We start from the raw sequence: 17,293 nt of genomic DNA on the forward strand, positions 1-17,293 counted from the left end.
AATATGATTCTAGTAGTATAAAAAAAGCACCTTTACGTTGATGGGCTATGGTTCATCAACGAAAGGTGTTTTTTATGTTAACGAATGCTAAACATTGCGATAAAGCTTATGCTAAATTTTCATTTTCATTAAAGTAATTCTTCATTTTTTCGCGATCGAAACGGCCTTCCCATTTTGCCATCACTAATGACGCTAATGAGTTACCAATTACGTTAACAACTGTACGTCCCATGTCAAGGATACGGTCAATACCAGCAATAAATGCTAGTCCTTCTAATGGAATGCCAACAGTACCTAAAGTGGCTAGCAGTACGACGAAGGATACCCCCGGAACACCTGCAATCCCTTTCGAAGTAACCATCAATACAAGCATTAACGTAATTTGTTCACCAATGCTAAGGTGAATACCGTACATTTGCGCAATAAATAATGCTGCAATCGCTTGATATAGCGTTGATCCGTCTAAGTTAAAGGAGTAACCGGTAGGTATAACAAAGGATACAATATCCTTCGGAGCCCCTAATTTCTCCATTTTTAACATAATACGCGGTAATACAGCTTCAGAACTTGCTGTTGAGAATGCTAAAATAAGCTCATCTTTTAATACTTTAATTAAGAACAATATATTAACACCCGCGAATTTTGCAACAAGTGCAAGTATGACAAATATAAAGAATAGCATGGTTGCGTAAACAAGGATAGCCAATTTAGCTAATGGTATGAGAGAGGCAAAACCATATTTGGAAACGGTTACACCAATTAAACCAAATACCCCAAGTGGTGCAAATTTCATCACAAGGTTAGTTACCCAGAACATCGCATCGGCAACTCCTTGGAAGAAGTCTAAGACTGGTTTACCTCGATCACCAATAGCCGCAACACCTAAACCAAAAATAACAGCGAAGAATATGATTGCAAGCATGTCGCCTTCACCCATTGACTGAATGATATTGGTTGGTACTATGCCTACAATAATATCAAACGGTCCTTCATGCTGTACTTCTTCTGTAGTTGTCACGTATTTCGAAATATCCCCTTGAGATAATTCGTTCATGTTTATTCCAGCACCAGGCTGGAAAATATTCGCGGAAAGTAATCCAACTACGATAGCTACTGTTGTAATAATTTCAAAATAAATAATGGATTTCCCGCCTAATCGCCCAAGCTGCTTCATGTCTCCAGTACCAGCAACACCAACGATTAATGTCGAAATAATAATGGGAACAACAATCATCTTAATTAGATGCAGGAAAATATCACCTAAAGGTTGTAAATAGGTTTCAATTTTGGGGTTTCCGTAAAAAATACCCCCAACAATAATCCCTAAAATCAAACCAATTAAAATTTGACTGGCTAAACTAATTTTAAACTTCTTTTTCAATCCTTCGTACCTCCTACTATTATTTTTTGGGACTTGCCTAATAATAAGAGATACTTATAAAATCCGACAAAATCCGATGAAAAAAACTTTTTATTTTTCGAAAAGTCTGAATACAAGACCTATCCGCTTCTTACTATTAATTGCATTCTACCTAGATATATCAGCCTATCACCACCATTGAAGACACGCCAATGCGCTAATAAATCTTTTAACTAATCACATAAGGCTGCTGGTGTGATTACTTCCATATGGCCACATGATAATGGCCAAGTGTTGACAATTCGTCAACAACATTATACACTTCTGTTCAACAGTTATTTTAATGAAGAAGGGAGAATCGAATATGACGGAAAGAAAAGAAAATGTGACTCTCGGTTTATTGTTGAAAGAGCTATTGAAAGAGCGTTCGTTATCCATGCGGAAGTTTAGTGAACTGACAGGAATTGATACGGCTACGATTTCACGGATAATTAATAATAAACGAAAAGCTACACCACAACATGTAGAAAAATTTGCTGACTGCCTTGGTGTTCCATTCATTCAGCTATTTGAAGCAGCGGGATATCCAATGGAACAAAGACAGGAAGATTTACAATCTGATATTCATACCTCTGTTGATGCCATACAAACCTTTCTTAAGGCATCTAATGTGTACAACAACCAGTTTTCAGTGCAGGATGTTGAAAAGAAATTAGACGATTATGGTTTATTTTCTCAAACGGAAGAAGGCAAACATACCATTCATAAGAGTTTTAACGAAAAGATTCAAAAAGTAGGTAGTGTCGGACCATTTATCAATAAGTTAAAAGAGTTATATGAAAAATTTACTTCAGATAAAGGTACATTATTTGAATTAACAATAATTGGAAGCGCATTATTATATTTTATTATTCCTGTAGATGTAATTCCGGACTATGTATTCCCTATTGGTTATTTAGATGATGCAATAGCAGTACAACTTACAGGAAAATCTTTGTTGAAAAATAACGGATAGGTGGATTTATTAATTTATGGAAAGTAGTAAAACAAGCCGTAGATGGCTAAAAAATTCATGTTTCATATTCGCATTGATGATTGTATTGGGGATTGTTTATTGGTTTTATCAGTACAATAGTGGATTGGCCATGGCAGAAGACGACAGTAACAATGAAGCTGAAGCTGAGGAAATTTTTGAGCCATTCCAAGGCGCAGACCTACAATTTGGTGAGATTAATGTCCTATTGATAGGTAGTGATACTAGAGGTGATGAAGGTAGATCGGATGCGTTAATGATTGGTCACTATAATCAAACGACGAACCAAGTAAAAATTGTTTCCATTATGAGAGATACGTATGTGGATATCCCCGATTACGGAAAGAATAAAATAAACGCTGCGTTTGCTTTTGGAGGTCCCGAACTTGTTAGAAAAACGATTAAGCAAAACTTTAATATTGATGTTAATTACTATGCGATCGTTGATTTTGAAGGATTCCCTAAAATTGTAGATCTTTTAGCTCCCAATGGAATTGATGTGGACATCCCGTATGAAATGTCATATGGCATTGGCATGACATTATTTCCTGGAGAACAAACGTTACATGGTGACCAGTTACTAGCATATGCTCGATTCCGTCACGATCGTTTAAGCGATTTCGGACGAGTGGCACGACAGCAGGAAATTCTGACAAAGGTTAAAGAACAAATTAGTTTTCACAGCTTAATGAATTTACCAAAAATATTAGGTGTTGCAGAGGCATACATCGATACTAATGTTGACAAAAAAACAATTCTGGCGATTGGGAAAGGTTTAATGGATGGACACTCTAATGGGGTAGATACTTTACGGATTCCTGTTGCCAGTTCTTTTGAAAACAAACATGTAAATGTAGGCGCAGTTCTAGATATTGATTTGGAAAAAAATAAAAGTGAATTAGAAAAGTTTTTATCCACCGAGGATGATATACAAATGTCTAAACTAGAAGGAGTTTCCTCTTAAAGAAAACATGACAATAGACTATCAACTTTTTAAACTACTCAACCAATTTGCTGGACAATACTCTACTTTAGATCAAGTTGTCCTCTTGTTTTCAAAATATGGCCCTATCCTATTTGGATTAATATTGATATGGCTATGGTTTTCAAACGCTCAAAATCAGCATGAAAATAGAAAAATAGTCATATATGCCGTAACGATCGCTTTTCTTACACTTGGTATCGATAAAATGATAGAAATGATATATTTTCGACCACGGCCATTCGTCAATCATAGCGTCATATTATTACTTGAAAAATCAAATTTAGACCCATCTTTTCCAAGTAATCATGCGGCAGGGGCATTTGCTTTAGCATTTGCTTTGCTTTGGAAGCGAAAAAAAATCGGAGCTGTACTCCTAGTAATGGCCTGCCTCATGGCACTTTCGAGAATTTTTATCGGTGTACACTACCCTCTAGATGTGTTAGCAGGTGCTTGTATCGGATTAGGGGTAACCTACATAGTGATGTGGCTAATTCATCTTGTTGAAAACTCTAGGCATCACAGGAAAATGTATGTAAAATAATAAAGCTCTTCCAATCAAAAAAGTTCGCCATTTATGCGAACTTTTTTGATGTTTCAATTGGGTATGCATGAAATCATCTACTTTATTGTTAATGTAGTTGCTGTCTAAGCGCAGCAATCTTTTTAGCAAAGTCCAAGGCATGTGGACCATCTCCATGAATACATAAGGTGTGTGCTACTATTTTTATTTTTTTAGACTGTACAGACAATACTTCTTTTACCGTTAAAATACCTTTTACATGCTTAAGCATTTCTTCTTCAGTTTGAATTAAAGCATTCGGTTCCTGTCTGCTCACTAATGTGCCATCAGAATGATAACGGCGATCTGAAAAAACCTCCTCATATACTTGAAGACCCTTATCCCTTGCGATTTCCGCCATTTGGCTTCCTGCTAAACAATATAAAATAAGCTGAGGATGGAGATCATACACCGCCTGAACAATGGCTGAAGCCTTTTCCTGATCATTCGCGCTTTGATTATAGAGTGCTCCGTGTGGCTTGACATGATGTAGGGTCCCCTTTTCGACACGGACAAATGCTTGCAGTGCCCCTACCTGATAGACCATCATATCGTAAATTTCTGCTGGACTAAACACCATATTTTTTCGTCCGAATCCTTCACGATCAGGATACCCAGGGTGTGCACCAATATGAACATGTTTACGAATCGCATTACGTACCGTTTGGTGCATAATGGAATGATCGCCCGCATGGTAGCCACACGCAATATTGATTGATGTCACATAATCTAGTATCTCTTCGTCTCTTCCCGTCAAAAAAGCTTCATAGCTTTCTCCTAGATCACAATTAATATCCATTCGTATCACATTTCCTCCAGTGTAAAATGTATTGTGTTAAACATACGCATTTGGGCTACTTTATGTAAATCATCTTCATGTACAGTTGCCATAATAGGATAGCCTCCTACTGTTTGAGCATCGGCCATTAAGATAATTGGATTCCCATTCTGAGGTACTTGAATGGAGCCAAACTGGGTTGCTTCAGATAGAATCTCCTTCATTTCTTTTAGCTGTAACACAGAGCCTTTTAAATAATAGCCCATTCGATTTCCACCGCTAAACTGGAAAGGATTTTGCATAAATTGTTGCTGACTCTCTTCCGTAAATAAATGAAAATGAGGGCCCTTGAAAATTCTAACAGTAATAGCACTGTCAAAAGTCGGACGATACGGAGCATAAAGACCTCTATTAGCTTGTAACGGAGAGGCTGTCTGTCCATATAAAATACTTCCTTTTGTCATCTCCGTACCTAGATTCCCCTGTGAGAGGTATGAGCTACTGCCCAGCTCCAATTTTGAAGTAAACCCTCCAAGCGGTGTTAAGTAAATGATAGAGCCTTGACTCACGCTCTTAATCGTCAACCTATCTCCCTTTGTTAGGTGGAATGTTTTCCACATTTCAATGGCTGCATGATTAACCATGCATACACCATGCCCCCCTGTTAAAACATAGACCCCATCAGCCAATGCCTCAAATTCAAAGCCACCCATGAACATTTCGAAAGACGTTTGATTAGGATGATTTTGTAAAATCAGTTGGGCTGCTTGAAACGATACTTGATCCATTGGTCCAGATAACGGAATACCAAATGCCCGATAGCCAAACCTGCCTTTATCTTGTAAGCTACCATAAACCCCTAGTTTTGTTATGAGCAGAAGTGGCTTCAATCGCTACACTCCTTTGCTTTTCATTTCCCAATATTGTTGCTTAGTTATTTCATAAAACTGAACTTCATCACCCAGTTCAAATAGAAAGGGCTCTTTACCATTGACATTAAATAGTTTTAATGGCGTCTTTCCAATAATATTCCAGCCACCAGGTGAATCGACAGGATAGATTCCTGTTTGTCCGCCTCCAACCCCAACAGAACTCGCAGACACAGATGCCCTCGGCTTCTCTAAACGTGGCATAAATAACTTAGAATCAAGTTCCCCAAGATAAGGAAAGCCTGGCAAAAAGCCAATTAAATAAACATAATAGCTTTTTGACATATGTAGCATTTTAATGTCCTCAAATGATAGACCCGTATAGTCCATCACTCGTTGCCTATCTAAGGCGAATTCTTCATCATAGCAAACCGGGATTTTTAATCGTCTATTTGTTCTGTCATCAACGGCTGCTGATGCTTGAATAGCAAGCCATTGCATTCTTAAAAGATCGACATCTATTCGTTGTTTCACATAGGCTGTAACTGTATGATAGCTTGCAACACTTTCGACAAGATGGTGTCGTAGCTGTTTTTTCAGAAATCGAGTAAATGTTTGTACTACATAAAAGTTTGTGTCGGATATTTCTTCCTTAAAGGAAAAGCGAATAGTATGTTTGCTAATCCACATTGAATGAGGAAATTCAATGATTACCTGCACGTACTGTCTCCTCAATGCAAAGCTTTACAGCAGCAATTAAATCACGAATATGCCAACCTGGAATTTTGCCATGTTGAATGGCTAATTCAAAAGAAGCAGGTATATGAATAAAACCAGCACGTACCCCTTCATGTTGCTGTGCATATACAAGCCCTTCATACATAATGTTATTACACAAATAAGTACCTGCTGTGTTAGAGATTTCAGCCGGATAGCCCTCTTCTTGCAAGCGATTAATCATATGGCGAATGGGTAAATTCGTCAGATAAGCATCTGCCCCCTCCTCTTGAATGCTCTCATCAACGGGTGAGTAGCCGTTATTATCAGGCTCCCCATCTTTAATATTAATAGCAATTCGCTCAGGTGTTATTTTAAAACGCCCTCCTGCCAGTCCTAAGGAAATAATGATTTGCGGTTCTATTTCTTCTATATGTCGCTTTAGCTGCTCGGCAGATTGTTGAAAGTCGACAGATAAAATTCTTCCAATAATATGATAGTTTTCTATCTTTTCACCATCTAAATTTTCTACAATTTGCATAGTTGGATTGAGCTTGTAATCAAGAAATGGCTCAAATCCCGTTAATAAAATTTTTGTCATGTGTTCGTCACCTAATTTCTATCGGACGTTTTTTTATGTAACGTCCAGATTGTTTATATTTATTTACTGGAGTAGCTATTGCAGCTTCTAAAATTGCCCGATTAAATAATTTATGTGCTGCCATACACGAAATTAATTCTTCACCATAAACAATTTCATCTGCAACTTCGGAAATTATATCTAAAGCGATCCACTGTGGATAACGTAAAATACTAACTGATGAATACGATGGAGTTACTTCCATACTTCGATAAAAGTTAATATTCCCCATCTCCTCAATGGGGTATTTATCTGGATCCCACTTTGTTCCATATTTATAATATCGATCGCGCCAATAGTCATTTTCTTGAGCAAACGTCGATCCTTCAAACAGCCTATTAACTCTTTCGGCTACTAGCTCCAAGTTTCGGGCTTGAATTTCTTTCGTAGCATCATCATCTGCATATCGACCAATCCCATAAATCTTGGCACTCGGAAGCGTATAAGAAACTGGGAAAATCGGTGGGCAGGCGTAACCCGCGAACGGTTGAACCCATTCACGAGCAGGTATTCCATGGTCATCTACAACAATATCTGGGGCCCATTTCTTTAAGATAAGTGGTAATACATTTGCCTCACCGAACGCACTTTTCAAGAATTTCACATGCGCAAATTCTAATCCCACCGCATTAAATCGTGCCGCATGATGCTTCCACTTCGGATGTTCCTTTGTCAAATATTCCATTATTTCATAACCATCAGGGTTGGCTAAAGGGATTATAATAACATTCATTTTTTGTAATATTTCTGGATGATGACCAATAATATCCTCTATTAGCTCCAATATAGCAGGCGTGCTAGACACTTCATTTGGATGATGACCAGCTTCAAAAACAATCGTATGTTTTTCATCTGTTTTTTTTAGCCCTGAATAATATTCACTCGTAATCGGTTCAGTCACTTCAATAAAGGGAATGACATGACCCTTATAAGATATATCTCCATAATTTAATTTGACCTCTGAGTATTGTTTAAAACGCTCTAACAATGGAAAAATATTTTTCATGTTGAGCTTTAAATAGATTTTTGCCTCAGTTACCTTCAGTTCATTACCTATAGACATCTCTACAGTGTCAAACTGCCCTTCTTGATTAAACAAGATTCGCTTTGTAATGGGATCAGTCATTCGTTTGTCATTCCACTGGTAAACCTTGATGACACCTTTGATAGGCTTATACAGATCTTGTTCTATATGAATATAAGGAATAACGCCACCCGGAGCTTTGTATGGCTGATTTACTAACTGACGGCCAAGCTCATGAAAATAGTCTAATGTATTAAAATATAAATCCTCGTATAGCGCCTCAAACGATGAATTCGCTTCTTGCTGAACACCGATTTCTTCTTCAATTCCAGAAGAAGTAAAATCAATTTCTATTCGATCAAACAATGGAAATAGCTGACCTTGATTAACATTATGGGTATCTATTTTTAACAATTTCACCATTTGTGGCAAAAATTCTTTCACATAAAATTTATAGAACCGTTCACGATCTGAAAATATGATATTCTCTTGCACTCTCTCCGTCTTGTTCAATAATCGATATCCAGCGGTAGTCGGATAAGCTTTTTTCTGACCGTCCACATAATCCACTTCACTCATAAGGGGATTGAGCTCAGCAATTAGTTGATCATTAACAAATACTCTATACACATGTTGTTGCGTGCTTGAAAGCTCAAATTGCACATGCTCTTTAGGTAAGCCATATATCATTTCGATCATCTCATCTACTGGGTATAGCTCCATAATCCAGCGATTATGTTGCTCTAAACCGTCTTCACTTACCCCATCCTTACAAACTATTTTGATATTTTCAAAGCGCCCCTCGACAGATGGGAGTACTTCCTCTAATATCCAGTATAACCCTGTTTTAAAGGCAGAGCGAACTTTAATGGTTGTTAAATTAGAAAATTTTTCATATACATCTAACCTGAATTGGTCACGATTTTTTTTATCGGCTGTCATATAAATTTCAGCCTCTAACGCTGTATCTGGTTCTTCTTCCAGTGCTTTTATGATGTAAGAAGCTTCCGATTCATCAGTCCACTTTTCTTCCATTAAAATAGCCGCTTCATTCACTTGTTTTTCGTTTAACTCCCAAACTCCAAGCAGTCCACCCTCTGACACATGCTTTGCTGTTACAATCGAATGGACAACGGCTGGTAGGCTTTCTTTCGTACCACAAATTTGAATGGTGTTTTTGGCGGTCAACTCCATATAACTTTCGAGTTCTTGCTTGAAGGAAATAGATACATGTCGCTCTTCTGTTGTTATAGCTGGTAATGAAATAGATGTCGCATATAAACCTAAACGCAATGCAAGATAGCAAGCCTCTTTTAACAGAGCACTTGTCTTCAATTCTTCTTGTATATCCATTTTCACACTTACATGTTGCTGGGGATGGGCCTCATCCTTTTCACCCGTGCCATAGGCTGTCCAAAGATGACTTAAATTCTCATAATACGTGAATGAGCTGACTGTTTGGGTTTCGACTATGCCATCACTGGCTATAGTACTTAACAATGTAGAAAGTGCTGATTCACTCTCATAATAAATAATCCATGTTGACTTATTTTCTGAAATAAATGTGCTAGTATGTGGTAAAAACTTCATTGTATAGGACTGATTGGCTTGCTGAAATAAATCAAAGTCTATTTCATTTGATTCAAAGCCTAAGCGTAAACAAAAATCAATTAATCCTAATGGAATTAAATCTTTAGGTAAATCGATAAATAAAGAAGGTTTTTTTTTCGTTTCGTTCTTTTGAAATAAACTAGAAAAAATTATAGAGTTCATCATATCACCTAAACTTTCATATTTGGATCTAAGCGATCTCGCAACCAATCTCCTAATAAATTAAAGCCTAAAACCGTTAACATAATGGCAACGCCTGGGAAAACAGATATCCACCAAGCAGAGGTCATATAATTTCGACTATCCGCTAACATTCCTCCCCACGAAGGTACTGTAGGCTCCACGCCTAGCCCTAAAAATGTTAAAGAGGCCTCCAATAAAATAAACTCTGCAATACACATCGTTGCTAACACTAGAATAGAGGAAGCAACATTAGGAAGTATATGCTTCATGATTATTTTGAAATGTGTCCCACCAATTGCCTTTGCTGCTTGGATATACTCTTGTTCCTTTAAAGCTAAAATCTCTCCTCGAATTAATCGCGCAAAACTAACCCAATATGTAAGTCCAAGGATAATAATAATTTTTTCAATACCTGTTCCAAAAACACTCATAATTACGATGGCTAGTAAAATAAACGGTAACCCCATTTGAACTTCGGCTAGCCGCATAATTAAATCATCCATCCATTTCCCAAAGTAACCTGAAATAATGCCTAGAAATGTACCAAGCACTAATGAAATGATGACGCCACAAATCCCGACTAATAGAGATATACGTGCTCCGTAAATAATTCTACTTAGCAAATCACGCCCAACCTGATCTCCTCCGAGAACGTATTGAGATTTACCTGTATCATCTAGCCATTTGGGTAGGTCAAGTCGATGTCCTAAGCTAGCCGCCCCCGGATCATAGGGAGCAATATAAGGCGCGAATATAGCACACAGTATCGTAGTGACAACCAATAATAAGCCTATTATGCCCGTTGGATTATTCTTCATGAATTTCAGAACGGTTACGATTTTATTGGCTTTTTTTATTTCGATTGCTTCTGTTTCCATTATTTGAGTCATTATTGCTCACCTCTTCCAGTTCTTATTTTTGGGTTAATTAATGAGTAGCATAAATCAACAATTAGATTTACTAAAATCATCATAAGTGCTAAAAGGATGATTCCTCCCTGGACTACTGGATAGTCTCGTTGATTAATAGAATCAACAATTAACCTTCCAATTCCAGGCCAAGAAAAGACTTGCTCGACAATAACTGCACCTCCTAATAGCCCTCCAAACTGTAAACCAACAAATGTTACAGTTGGCAATAAGGCATTGCGGAAAGCATGTCGAATGATAACTAGCCATTCTCTTATGCCTTTAGCCCGTGCCGTTGTGACATATTGCATTTTAAGTACTTCCAGCATAGACGTACGAATTAATCGAACTAAAATACCAGATAGGATGAGCCCTAAGGCAACGGATGGCAAAATTAATGAGCTAAACCCATCAAATCCGGATACTGGCAGCCACTTTAGTTGAACAGCAAAAATTAAAATTAGCATAAACGCCAACCAAAAATTAGGGAAAGAAATGCCTAACAAAGAAAAAATACGACTAAACACATCAATGGATTTTCCTTTATAAATAGCTGATAGAATACCTAGCGGAACAGCTATAAACAATGCCACTGCCATTCCACCTAAAGCAAGTGCAATTGTCGGCCACGCTCGTTCGAGTAACATCTCTAAAACTGGGCTATTGGAACGATAGGAAGTACCAAAATCAAGTGTTACTAAATCCTTCATAAATATGAAGTATTGCTCCCAAACAGGCTTATCCAAACCGAGTTTGGCTGTCAGTTCTTCTATTGCCTGCTGTGAAGGTTCACCAGCCCCAAACATGATACTTACGGGGTCACCTGTTAAACGAATGGAGAAAAATATAATTAATGAAACCGCAATAATCACGAGCACGGTATGCGACAAACGTCGTAGAATATAGGAAAGCATAATTCCATCCTCCTAATGTGAAATGAAAGAGATAGTATGCTAGCATACTATCTCATAATTTTTTACTTACTCGACAGTGACACCTACAAAATTAAAGCGGCCATCATGTGGTGGTTGGAAACCTTTTATTCGTTTATTCACTGCGTATATTTCAACTTCCGAATATAAGTTGACTTCAGTTGCATCTTCATATAATACTTCTGTAAGCTCTTTAAAAACCTTTTGTCTTTCGTCATTATCAATAGTGGCACGCTCTGCTGCTAATAATTGTTCCACTTTTTCATTTTTATAGGATGGGTTCCAGAATTCTCCCTCGTGATACATTAAATAAGCTGTATTATCAAAGTCCAGCGTCCATCCGCCCCAGCCATTTTTATACATATGTCCCGCTTTTCCTTGAGGGATTAACTCTGATTGGAATGTCGTATTTTCCACACTATTAATAGATACTTTTAAGCCAACTTCCTCTAAGTAAAACGCTACTGCTTGAGCAATCTCTTTAAATGTTCCGTCAGTACCTGGAATATAGAAATCTAATGTAGTACCTTCTGGAACATTCGCTTCAGCCAATAATTCTTTTGCCTTCTCAGGATCATATGGATATGGCTCTAAATCGTTGTTATAGCCAAATGATAAATCACTTTGGAATGAGCTTATAAGATTCCCATAGCCACCTAAAATTTCTTTGACAATCGTTTCTTTATCGATAGCATAGTTAATAGCTTGACGAACACGTACATCATCAACTGGCTTTTGCGCCGTATCAAAACGAATTGAATAAGCTGTAGGTGTAGATACTTCCATTAATTCAATAAAGTCAGTTGCTTCTGCTGTTGCAGCTTGGGAAACTTCCAAACGTGTCATAATATCAATATTGCCAGTTTGTAACTCTGCAAGTGCTGTTGCTGTTTCTGGGATTACTTTAAATGTAACTTTATCTAGTTTAATAGCATCTTTATTCCAATAATCTGCATAACGTTCAATCACAACTTGTTTATCTCGTTGATAATCTGTCATTTTAAACGGACCTGTACCAACAGGTTTCATATCAAAATTCTCTGCACCCTGTTCTTGAATATATTTAGGTGGCACGATTACAGCACCATACCCTGATAGTTTTGTGAGTAATACCGGATCAATAGAATTTAAGTGCATAGTTACTTCATATTCACCCGTTACTTCCACATGATCAATAGAAGTGTAATTGGAATATTGAGGACCTTTTTGACCTTCATCTCCTAGCAAACGATCAAAAGTAAATTTCACCGCTTCCGCATTAAATGGTTCACCATTATGGAAGGTAACGCCTTGGCGTAATTGAAAGACAATTGTTTTGTCATCTTTATATTCCCAAGATTCCGCTAATCCAGGTTGAATTTCTAAATCTAAAGAACGACTAACTAATCCTTCAAAGACCGATGTTGCTACCGTACTCCAAGAAAGTAAAAACGTATCAATGGGATCCCAGTTTTGAGGATCTCCTGCCACACGGATAACTAATTCATTTCCTCTTGTGAGTGCTGCGTTTTCACCAGAAGATTTGCTACTATTTTTACTGTCTTCTTTTGTTGATGTACCGCCACTACATGCTGACAAAATAATCATCATGCACACTAGTAATAGTGCTAGCCATTTTTGTTTCTTCATTATTGTTCATCCCCTTTTATATTTGTGCTATTTATACGCCATAAGGATATGGCATCGAATAACCTAGTTCAGCCGAAATTAACGCAGCAGTTTCCCACAGTCCCTCTAAAAACGTATTTATTTTTTCCTGTGGTAGTAGTGATTCTATACCAGCAATACTAATGGAGTACTCTACTTTTCGATCACTATTAAAAATCGGCACCGCTATTGATACAGTTCCTTCTTCCAATTCTGATACGCTGTAGGCATAGCCATTTTTCTTACCAAATTCAATTAATTCATCAATCTCTTTATCCGTATGAGGGGTTCCACTCGCATATTTTTTTCGAGGCTTCTGGAGGACCTCGTTAATTTTCTCTTCACATTGAAAAGATAAAAGAATACGTGAGCAGGCACCTGCGTATAGTGGTGCTCTTCTTCCAACTCTTGTATATAATAGAACCGGTTTTAGACTTTCTATTTTTTCTATATAAAGGCCATCCGTTTCATCCAATACTACTAATTGAACAGCCAAATCAAATTTCTGTTGTAACATTTTCATATACGGAATGGCTAACGAACGAATCTCTATGGAATTAGCAGCTATTGCCCCTAATTCAATTAGTTTATTCCCTAGTAAATAATGATCACTTAAAACCACCTGTCCTCCACTTTGTACATATGGTCGTTTTAATACGCCTAAATCCGTAAATGTTTTTAGAAATCTATGTAAGGTCGGTTTAGGAATATCAGTTTCTATAGCTAGTTCATCTAACCGCCAAGAAGGTTTTTCTTCTGTAAATAGCGTTAAAATATTAATTCCTTTTTCCAATGTTTTGCTCATGTTAATCGCTCCATTTGTTCTTCATAAAGTAAACAAGAAACTTCATGTTGATCACTAATTTTTTTTAATTTCGGAGGTGTCACTTTACAAATCTCCATACAGCTTGGACACCGTGTATGGAAGGTACATCCTGAAGGGGGATTTGCTGGATTTGGCACATCTCCGCTAAGGACAACTCGTTCTTTAACCTTTGAAGGATGAGACTTAGGTAATGCAGATAGCAATGCTTTCGTGTAAGGGTGTTTCGGATTGTTAAACAACTCATGTTTGTCAGCCAATTCCACTAGCTTCCCTAAGTACATCACCCCTATACGATCACAGAAATGATGCACGACACTTAAATCATGGGATATAAAAATATAGGTAAGGTTCATGTCCCTTTTTAAATCTTTCATAATATTAAGCACTTGAGACTGAATGGATACATCGAGTGCAGATACAGGTTCATCTGCCACAATCAATTTCGGATTGGATACTAATGCTCTTGCAATTCCAATGCGCTGTCTTTGGCCGCCTGAAAATTCATGTGGAAAACGATCGAGCTGCTTTTCTGTAAGCCCCACCTGTTTAGCGACCTCATAAACACGTTGTTTCCGTTCTTCCTTAGTACCGATTCCAAAATTCACTAAAGGTTCTTCAATGATTTTAAAAACCTTCATACGCGGATTAAGGGACGAAAAAGGGTCCTGAAAAATGATTTGCATATCACGACGTTTTTGACGGACCTCTTTGGCGCTAAGTGTGGCTATATTTTCTCCGTTCAGCAAAATTTCGCCCTCAGTAGGTGTTAGCAGTTGAATAAGTGTTTTACCCATTGTGGATTTTCCACAACCAGATTCCCCTACAATTCCTAAAACTTCACCCTCGTTTACAAAAAATGAAACATCATCTACTGCTTTTAAATTTCCCGAACGTGATCCTTTCACTGGAAAATATTTTTTTAAGTGTTTAACTTCTAACAATGGACTGCTCATTGACATTCCCTCCTCCCACATCATCCTTTTCATATAACCAGCATCTAACCGTGCTACCAATGGACGTAGTAAATAGTTCTGGTTTACTTTTACATTTTTCAGTTGCAAATTCACATCGATCGAAAAATCTACAGCCTGCTGGCATATCGGATGGTGATGGTACCACCCCCTCAATAGACGGAAGATATTCTTGTTCTGTCTCCATATCCGGCAATGAGTTTAGTAACCCTTTCGTATAGGGATGGAGTGGATGATCAAATAATTCCAACACATTCGCTTCTTCAACTATTTCACCCGCATACATCACAATCACTTTCTCGCAGATTTCAGCCACAACGCCAAGATCATGAGTAATTAAAATAATGGACATGTCCAGTTTTTCTTGTATATCTTTCATTAACTCTAGAATTTGTGCCTGAATAGTTACATCTAATGCCGTAGTAGGCTCGTCTGCGATTAATATTTCTGGTCCACAAGCCAATGCCATGGCAATCATCACCCGTTGTCTCATCCCGCCAGATAATTGGTGTGGATATTCATTAACCACTTTATCGGGTCGAGGAATACCAACAAGGCGAAGCATATCAACCGCTCGCTCATGCGCCTCTTTTTTTGAAATATTTTCATGGCTATGAATCATTTCAATGATTTGGGAGCCTACCTTATACACTGGATTAAGGGAGCTCATTGGCTCCTGAAATATCATTGAAACTTTTTTCCCACGAATCTTTCGCCATTCCTTCTTTAATTTTTTATGAATTTGTTTTTGATCTATGTAAATCTCGCCGCTTTGCCATTCAACCCCAGATGGCAACAGCCCCATAAGAGATAATGACGTCATACTCTTTCCACAACCAGATTCTCCCACAATCCCCAATGTTTTTCCTTTTTCAAGTTGAAATGACACCCCATTCACAATGGAAATATCCTTTTTATTGTGCTGAATACCTATTTTCAAATCCTTTACTTCTAAAATATTCAATCCCATTTTCCCCCTCCGTTCCATATTATGAAACGCGATTCCATTTTTTAAAATCTTATCAGAGATTAATAGGATATTTCAATAGTTTTCAGAAAAAAATAAAAATTCTATTTACTGTAATTATTCCGAAAAAACAATTAATTTTTATTTGTAATTCCCCAAGAAATCTTCCTATCTTTTGAGAAATACAAAAAAAGCATGGATCCGAGTGCTCGGACCATGCTTTTCTTTTTTTTCGTATAGTTTCTTATTTCAAATGTGCAGTCGCCTGTTTCATGACGTATTTTCCTACTCCAATATAGATCGCTACAGCTGTTCCAATCAATACGAATGTCATTGCTGACCGCTCCTTTTCATATAAATTAAGTGTTTTTCTATTGTTTTTCAGACCCATACATTGAATTTGAAAATCATTCTCACTAATATATTATAAATTTCCTGTTAATTCGTCAAGACATACTTTCATCTTACCCTTTTTACATGGTAAGATGTAGAAAAGTCGGAAAAAGGATGCGGTAATGATGAGTAATTCGAAGTACTTTCAAACTATTTTAAACGGGACTATTCACGCTTTAAAATCAATTCTTCCTATGGATATTGAAGTAAAGTCGCCTAGTATTATTTCTGAACCCTTTCAACAACAGCAAATGGGTGTATTGATTGGCTTAATAGGAGATTTAAAGGGTCGCGTTATCATTGACTCCACTCCCGAAGTATTCAGCGGAATCGGTAGTACCATGTTCGGTATGCCGCTTGAAGGAGAAATGCTAGAATCCTTTACAGGGGAATTTGGTAACATGATTGCAGGAAATTTATGTACGGCTGTTGGGCAAGAAAACTTAGAAATTGATATCACTCCGCCAACTGTGATGGTGGGCAATACAAAATTATATGGCTTTGAAAAGGCCTTCGCTCTCCCAGTTTCCATCCCGAGCGTCGGAGCTCTAACAGTTCTATTAACCATTGAAGAAGAAGCAGAATAGAAAGCTAGGTTTAAAGTCTATGTCCAATAAGACATTATATGCAAGAGTAAATACCATATATGTTTTAATTTTGCCTTGCTCCTAGAAAAATTGGTAGGACTTCTTTAAAATCTATTTTTTTTATTAAAAAAAAGCTAAATATAATAATGAAACAAGCTATCTCGATGACTTTTGAGATGGCTTGTTTTTTTCTCCCTTGAATTCTTCACACTTTCTTCACATATTTTCTATAGAAGTGTGATTTTTTTCACATCAAATTGCATCGGATTTATATATGATGTCTGTAAGAAACACCAACTATAA

At 37.3% G+C, this 17,293-nt stretch carries 16 protein-coding genes; 4 read left to right on the forward strand and 12 right to left on the reverse strand.

Annotated features, from left to right (window positions below; translation table 11 throughout):
- Positions 1 to 106 precede the first annotated feature (106 nt).
- Entirely contained in the window at positions 107 to 1,381 is a 1,275-nt protein-coding gene (locus AC3CH7_RS02415; RefSeq protein WP_012293794.1) for a cation:dicarboxylate symporter family transporter, read from the reverse strand.
- Positions 1,382 to 1,724: 343 nt separating this feature from the next.
- Between AC3CH7_RS02415 and AC3CH7_RS02420 the strand changes: the two genes are divergently transcribed.
- From AC3CH7_RS02420 to AC3CH7_RS02430, 3 genes are read left to right on the forward strand one after another with little or no spacing between them, the layout of a single operon-like run.
- On the forward strand, positions 1,725 to 2,375 hold the full coding sequence (locus tag AC3CH7_RS02420) for a helix-turn-helix domain-containing protein (RefSeq protein WP_241740720.1): 651 nt from the start codon (positions 1,725 to 1,727) through the stop codon (positions 2,373 to 2,375).
- A 16-nt stretch (positions 2,376 to 2,391) separates the two neighbouring features.
- Positions 2,392 to 3,357 carry an LCP family protein gene (locus AC3CH7_RS02425; RefSeq protein ID WP_488381545.1) on the forward strand — a complete coding sequence of 322 codons (966 nt, stop codon included), beginning with the start codon at positions 2,392 to 2,394 and terminating at the stop codon, positions 3,355 to 3,357.
- A 7-nt stretch (positions 3,358 to 3,364) separates the two neighbouring features.
- The gene (locus tag AC3CH7_RS02430; RefSeq protein ID WP_012293791.1) at positions 3,365 to 3,919 is read left to right on the forward strand and encodes a phosphatase PAP2 family protein; all 555 of its coding nucleotides are present in this window, start codon (positions 3,365 to 3,367) and stop codon (positions 3,917 to 3,919) included.
- Positions 3,920 to 4,007: 88 nt separating this feature from the next.
- On the opposite strand, the gene AC3CH7_RS02435 is transcribed toward AC3CH7_RS02430, so the two are convergent.
- The 11 genes from AC3CH7_RS02435 to AC3CH7_RS02485 all read right to left on the reverse strand — a co-directional run bounded on the left by AC3CH7_RS02435 (position 4,008) and on the right by AC3CH7_RS02485 (position 16,013).
- Positions 4,008 to 4,736: a 5-oxoprolinase subunit PxpA gene (locus tag AC3CH7_RS02435; RefSeq protein ID WP_488381546.1), complete on the reverse strand. Its 729-nt coding sequence runs from the start codon at positions 4,734 to 4,736 to the stop codon at positions 4,008 to 4,010.
- Between the two features lie 5 nt (positions 4,737 to 4,741).
- The gene (locus tag AC3CH7_RS02440) at positions 4,742 to 5,605 is read right to left on the reverse strand and encodes a 5-oxoprolinase subunit C family protein (RefSeq protein ID WP_012293789.1); all 864 of its coding nucleotides are present in this window, start codon (positions 5,603 to 5,605) and stop codon (positions 4,742 to 4,744) included.
- Between the two features lie 3 nt (positions 5,606 to 5,608).
- Complete coding sequence (gene pxpB / locus AC3CH7_RS02445; protein ID WP_488381547.1) at positions 5,609 to 6,304, reverse strand: 5-oxoprolinase subunit PxpB; 696 nt, start codon at positions 6,302 to 6,304, stop codon at positions 5,609 to 5,611.
- Positions 6,288 to 6,902 carry a pyroglutamyl-peptidase I gene (gene pcp, locus AC3CH7_RS02450; RefSeq protein WP_012293787.1) on the reverse strand — a complete coding sequence of 205 codons (615 nt, stop codon included), beginning with the start codon at positions 6,900 to 6,902 and terminating at the stop codon, positions 6,288 to 6,290. The genes pxpB and pcp overlap by 17 nt, the downstream gene beginning before the upstream one ends.
- 7 nt (positions 6,903 to 6,909) lie before the next feature.
- Positions 6,910 to 9,738 (reverse strand): M14 family metallopeptidase, encoded by a 2,829-nt coding sequence (locus AC3CH7_RS02455; protein ID WP_488381548.1) that lies wholly within the window; start codon positions 9,736 to 9,738, stop codon positions 6,910 to 6,912.
- A gap of 8 nt (positions 9,739 to 9,746) precedes the next feature.
- The gene (locus tag AC3CH7_RS02460) at positions 9,747 to 10,649 is read right to left on the reverse strand and encodes an ABC transporter permease (protein WP_080720003.1); all 903 of its coding nucleotides are present in this window, start codon (positions 10,647 to 10,649) and stop codon (positions 9,747 to 9,749) included.
- Positions 10,649 to 11,581: a nickel ABC transporter permease gene (gene nikB / locus AC3CH7_RS02465; protein ID WP_031419433.1), complete on the reverse strand. Its 933-nt coding sequence runs from the start codon at positions 11,579 to 11,581 to the stop codon at positions 10,649 to 10,651. Before nikB ends, AC3CH7_RS02460 begins: the two co-directional genes overlap by 1 nt.
- A 66-nt stretch (positions 11,582 to 11,647) precedes the next feature.
- Positions 11,648 to 13,228 (reverse strand): ABC transporter substrate-binding protein, encoded by a 1,581-nt coding sequence (locus tag AC3CH7_RS02470; RefSeq protein WP_012293783.1) that lies wholly within the window; start codon positions 13,226 to 13,228, stop codon positions 11,648 to 11,650.
- A 31-nt stretch (positions 13,229 to 13,259) separates the two neighbouring features.
- Positions 13,260 to 14,051 (reverse strand): IclR family transcriptional regulator, encoded by a 792-nt coding sequence (locus tag AC3CH7_RS02475; protein WP_012293782.1) that lies wholly within the window; start codon positions 14,049 to 14,051, stop codon positions 13,260 to 13,262.
- A complete protein-coding gene (locus AC3CH7_RS02480) occupies positions 14,048 to 15,025 on the reverse strand; it encodes an ABC transporter ATP-binding protein (RefSeq protein ID WP_036167742.1) in 978 nt (325 codons plus the stop codon). The genes AC3CH7_RS02475 and AC3CH7_RS02480 overlap by 4 nt, the downstream gene beginning before the upstream one ends.
- Complete coding sequence (locus tag AC3CH7_RS02485) at positions 15,000 to 16,013, reverse strand: ABC transporter ATP-binding protein (RefSeq protein WP_031419429.1); 1,014 nt, start codon at positions 16,011 to 16,013, stop codon at positions 15,000 to 15,002. The genes AC3CH7_RS02480 and AC3CH7_RS02485 overlap by 26 nt, the downstream gene beginning before the upstream one ends.
- A 515-nt stretch (positions 16,014 to 16,528) precedes the next feature.
- On the opposite strand from AC3CH7_RS02485, the gene AC3CH7_RS02490 reads away from it, so the two are divergent.
- Positions 16,529 to 16,990, forward strand: coding sequence for a chemotaxis protein CheX (locus AC3CH7_RS02490; RefSeq protein WP_036161243.1), 462 nt, complete (start codon positions 16,529 to 16,531; stop codon positions 16,988 to 16,990).
- The last annotated feature ends 303 nt before the right edge of the window (positions 16,991 to 17,293 follow it).

It is taken from the genome of Lysinibacillus sp. F12 (assembly GCF_057773605.1).